The organism is Streptomyces sp. NPDC047130 (genome assembly GCF_040643475.1).
Classification (GTDB): domain Bacteria; phylum Actinomycetota; class Actinomycetes; order Streptomycetales; family Streptomycetaceae; genus Streptomyces.
The window spans coordinates 1-4,365 of the sequence record NZ_JBEYUK010000063.1; the positions used below are offsets into that span (position 1 = coordinate 1).

General features: G+C 73.9%; 4 protein-coding genes. All 4 read right to left on the reverse strand.

Annotation, left to right across the window (positions count from 1 at the left end; genetic code table 11):
* Nucleotides 1-59: 59 nt before the first annotated feature.
* The gene (locus tag ABZ836_RS30360) at nucleotides 60-719 is read right to left on the reverse strand and encodes a response regulator transcription factor (RefSeq protein WP_356129771.1); all 660 of its coding nucleotides are present in this window, start codon (nucleotides 717-719) and stop codon (nucleotides 60-62) included.
* Between the two features lie 148 nt (nucleotides 720-867).
* Nucleotides 868-2,631: a PQQ-binding-like beta-propeller repeat protein gene (locus ABZ836_RS30365; RefSeq protein ID WP_361147583.1), complete on the reverse strand. Its 1,764-nt coding sequence runs from the start codon at nucleotides 2,629-2,631 to the stop codon at nucleotides 868-870.
* 62 nt (nucleotides 2,632-2,693) lie between these two features.
* Entirely contained in the window at nucleotides 2,694-3,824 is a 1,131-nt protein-coding gene (locus tag ABZ836_RS30370; protein WP_361147586.1) for a PQQ-binding-like beta-propeller repeat protein, read from the reverse strand.
* A 115-nt stretch (nucleotides 3,825-3,939) separates the two neighbouring features.
* A complete protein-coding gene (locus ABZ836_RS30375; RefSeq protein WP_361147589.1) occupies nucleotides 3,940-4,332 on the reverse strand; it encodes a hypothetical protein in 393 nt (130 codons plus the stop codon).
* Nucleotides 4,333-4,365 lie beyond the last annotated feature (33 nt).

Below are 4,365 nucleotides of genomic sequence, written 5' to 3' on the forward strand. Positions count from 1 at the left end.
GCACGGCGAAGGGCCGGACCCCCTCGGGGGTCCGGCCCTTCGCCGTGCGGCGGCAACGCTCAGCCCTGGTCGAGGAGGCCCGCGCGGGCGGCGAGGGCCGCGGCCTCCAGCCGGGAGCCCACGCCCAGCTTCATCAGCACCCGCTGCACATGGGTGCGGGCCGTGCTGGGCGCTATGCCCATGCCCTCCGCGATCAGCCGGGTGTCCTCGCCCTCGGCGACCCGGACCAGCACCTCCGCCTCGCGCGGGGTGAGCGACGACAGCAGCCGCCGGCCCTCGTCGTCGGGCTCCGCCACCGGGTGGAGCAGCTCGTGGAAGGCGCTCTGCAGCAGCCCCGGCGCGACGGCCGCCTCACCGGCCCGCGCCTTGACGATGGCCCGCTCGACCCCTTCGATCCGTTCGTCGTGGCGCACGTACCCCGACGCCCCGGCCGCGAAGGCCGCCGCGATGCCGCGGTGGCTGGGCACCGGTCCCAGCACCACCACCGCCACCTGCGGCCGCTCCCGCTTGATCCGCTCCACCGGGTCGAACGCCCCCGGCCGGGCCGGCTCCGCGGTGCCCAGCAGGCACACCTCCGGCGCCCTGCCGATCACCAGCTCGGCCGCGCCCGCCGCCGGAGCGGCCGCGGCCAGCACCCGGTGCCCGCGCAGCTTCAGGGCGGAGGCCAGCGCCTCCGCGTGCAGTCGGTGGTCGTCGACCACCATGAGCCGCACTCCCATCGAACCCCCCACCTTGCCCCCCGGCCCGAGGCCCCCCGGCTCTCGCGGCCCGTATGGACCGGGAAGCTACACGCTTGTTCGACGCGGCGCGCCCCCAACGGCCGACAAGTGCCCCGATCGACGCATTGCCGGACGCCGGGTTGCTCCGTCAGCCCTTCGTGCCGTAGGCGACGACCAGCTTCTCGTCCGCCTGGTCGGTGTCGCGGACGTAGACCTGGCTCATGTAGAGGCGGCCCGCGGAGTACAGGAACTCCTGGTGGTCCGGCGAGAACTCGATCTCGACGTCACGGGCCTTGTCGTCGTTGGGCATCTGCAGCAGCACCGTCTGCTTCATGGTGGTGCCGTCGATGCTGACGACCTGGCCGCCCTTGTCGTACGGGCCCCGCTTGTAGGCGATCACGTCGGGGCCGTCCGCCCGCAGCGGCGCCAGCGCCCAGCCGTCGCCGGCGTCCGCCTTCCTGCCCGCCTTGCCGGTGGCCAGGTCGAAGGCGACGACCTCGTTGGTGCGCCCGGCGTCGGCCCCGCCGGTGGTGTGCTCCTCGGTGGGCAGGTAGAGCCGGTCCCCGGCGACCGCCATGTTGGCGCACTGCTCGACGCGGGTGACGCCGTCGCAGTCGCCGGCGTAGGTGTCGCCCGGCGCGGAGATCTTGGCGCGGAGCTCGCCGGTGGCGGCGTCGATGGAGAACAGGTCGGAGATGCCGCTGCCGTCACCGGCGGACCGGCCGACGTCGGCCGCGATCACCAGCGGGTCGGTGGAGACGACCGACGCGTACTCGACGCCCTCGGGCATCTTGTACTCGGAGAGCACCGTGCCCTTCTTGGGGTCGATGGTCTGGATGAGCATCTGCGCCGCGGCCGAGGTGCACTTGCGGAGCGCGACCAGGGCCTTGCCGCCGCCGTAGCCGTAGTCGTTGCAGGTGTCGCCCGGCTTGGGCTGCCACAGCGACCCGCCGTCGGCCAGGTCCCACGCGGCGCCGCCGTAGCCGGAGCCGGCCGCGACGGTGGTCCCGCTGACCGTGACGTTGTCGAACCGCACCGGGCGGTCACCGGTCCTGGCGTTCTTGGTCCACAGCTTCTTGCCGGCGGCCAGGTCGAGGGCGGTGACCTCGCTGCAGCCCGTGGAGCGCGTCTCGGCGGTCGGTATGGCGGGCTCGTGGACGATCGCCGTCCTGCCGTCGCCCGTCACGTGGCGCGACGCGAAGCAGACCGGGCCGGGCAGCGGGATCGACCACTTCTCGGCACCGCTCGCCGGGTCGTACGCCGTGATCTCCGACGACCCGCTCTTCACGTAGGCGTCCTCGGTGAGCCAGGAGCCCTGCACGGTGACCTGGAGGCCCTTGTCGACCTTGGGCTGCTCCAGCTCGAAGAGCAGCCGCGCCGACGGGTCGGAGGGAACCTTCTCCGCGCCGCCGCCACCGGCCTTGCCGTCACCGCCGCCGCCGGCGACCGGTCCGGTGTCGTCGCCCTTGCTGCCGGAGTACCAGACGCCGCCGCCGATGATCAGCGCGATCGCCGCCACGGCGGAGACCACGATCGCCACCTGCGCCCGCAGCGCCTTGCGCTCGGCCTCGGAGCGCTGCCCGGCGGGCGGCGACGCGGGCAGCGTGGCGGGCTGCGGATAGCCGTACTGCGGCGGCTGCCCGCCCGGCTGCTGGAGGTACGGGTTGGGCATCGGCGGGGTCTGCGGGTAGCCGTACCCGGCCGCCGGCTGGGCGTGCGGCGGCGTGCCCGGCCCGGCCGGAGCCGGAGCGGGCGCGGCCGGCGGGGCCGGAGACTGGGCGGGCGGCTGCTGCGTCGGCGGCTGCTGCGGCTGCGTCGGCGGCTGCGGGTTCTTGCCGAAGGCGACCTGGGTCGGGTCGTGCGCGCCGCCGTCCCCCTGCGGGGGCCGGCCGGGCTCGGGCGGCTGGGTCATGGCATACCTCAAGAAGGGTCGGGTGGGGACGTCGGCTCGGGGGACGCGCGGCGGGCCGGCGGCTACCGGGCGTAGGCGATCATCAGCTTCTCCTCCTGGTCGTCGTTGCCGGTCAGCATGTCGACGGAGAGGAAGAGACGGCCGCCGGACCAGGCGACGTCCGGGGTGAAGAACGAGGTCTCCAGCTGGGCGCCGGCCGCCGGGTTCTGCAGCAGCCTCTGCGGCTTGTGCGCGCCGGCCGTCGGCACGGCCACCACCTGGCCGCCCTTGTCGTAGGTGGGCCGGACGTAGGCGATCAGCTTGCCGTTCTCCACGGCGAGCGGCTGCATCGAGGCGTCGGCGGGGGACTTCACCCGCCACTTCTCCTTGCCGGTGTCCAGGCTCACCGCCAGGATCTCGTTGGGCCCGGTGACGTTCTTGGTCGGCAGGTACATGTTCTGCTCGTCGGCGACGAAGTCGCAGGACTCCAGGGCCTTGTTGAAGATCGAGAAGCCGGAGCACCGGACGTCGATCTCCGTCTTGCCGTCGAGCTGGACGTGGGCACCGATCCTGCCGCCCGCCCCGATGACCGTGATGCTGCCCTGTTCCTTGTCCCGGTTGATGGCGTACACGACCAGCGGGCTGACGCTGTAGGCCTTCTCGACCTCCCAGCCCTTGTCCAGCGAGGTGGTCCAGCGGACCTTGCCGGTCCTCGGGTCGAGCTCGCGGATCTCGTCGTGCTCCTTGGCGCTGGCGGCGGCACAGGAGGCGGCGACGATCAGCCGCTCGGAGTCGCCGGCGAAGCCGGAGGGGAAGCAGGAGGCGCCGTACTTCTCGATCTCGTACCGCTTCTTGCCGGTCCCGGCGTCGTAGGCCACGCCGGACTGGGAGCGGCCGACGACCAGGGTGTCCCCGGCGACGCTGAGGGAGAGGTCGCTGGTGCCGTCGAAGAGGCCGCCCTCCTCGACCTCGATCTCCCAGCCCTTCTCACCGGTACGGAGGTCGACCTGCTGGACGCGGTTGCACTTGGCGCGGTCGCTGCTGCCGCTCTTGTAGGCGACGGCGACCTTGCCGTCCCCGGTGGTGTTCCTGCTGACCGCGCAGATCTCCTCGGGGAAGGTCACCGGCTTCCACGCCTCGCCGCCGTCGGCCGCCTTCCAGCCGAAGAGCTGCTTGTACGCGGCCTTCGCGGCGACGTCACCGACGATCCACATGCCGGGGGCGCGGGAGCCGCCCTTCGGGGTGTCCGGCGCGGTCTTGAACCAGGCGACGCGGGACTCGCCGGGAGCGCGCTCGCCGTTGATGTCGACCTCCTCGCCCCCGCCGCCGTCACCGTCGCCGGTGTCGACGCTGGTGGTGGGCTCGGGGGACGGGGCCTCCTGGGTGGGCTGCGGGCCCGCCTTCTCGTCCGTGTCGTCCGAGCCGCCGACCAGCGCCCAGGCGCCGCCGGCTATGACCACCGCCGCGGCGACGGCCGCCGCGGTGATCGCCAGGGCGGGACGGGTCTTGAACGGGTTGCGGGAACCGGTGGCCGGACCCGCCTGGGGCTGCGGGGCGCCGGGGGGCCAGGGGGCGCCGGGATGGGCGCCGCCCTGCGGGTGGCCTCCGGCGCCGGGCTGCTGCCATCCGGGCTGCGGGGCGTAGGGGCCGCCGGGCTGCGCACACCGGTTCCCCGCGGTCGCGGTCCTTGCCGTAGGTGGCCAGCAGCGCCTTGGCCTCGATCGGGTCGCCGAGGGTGGTGCCGGTGCCGTGCCC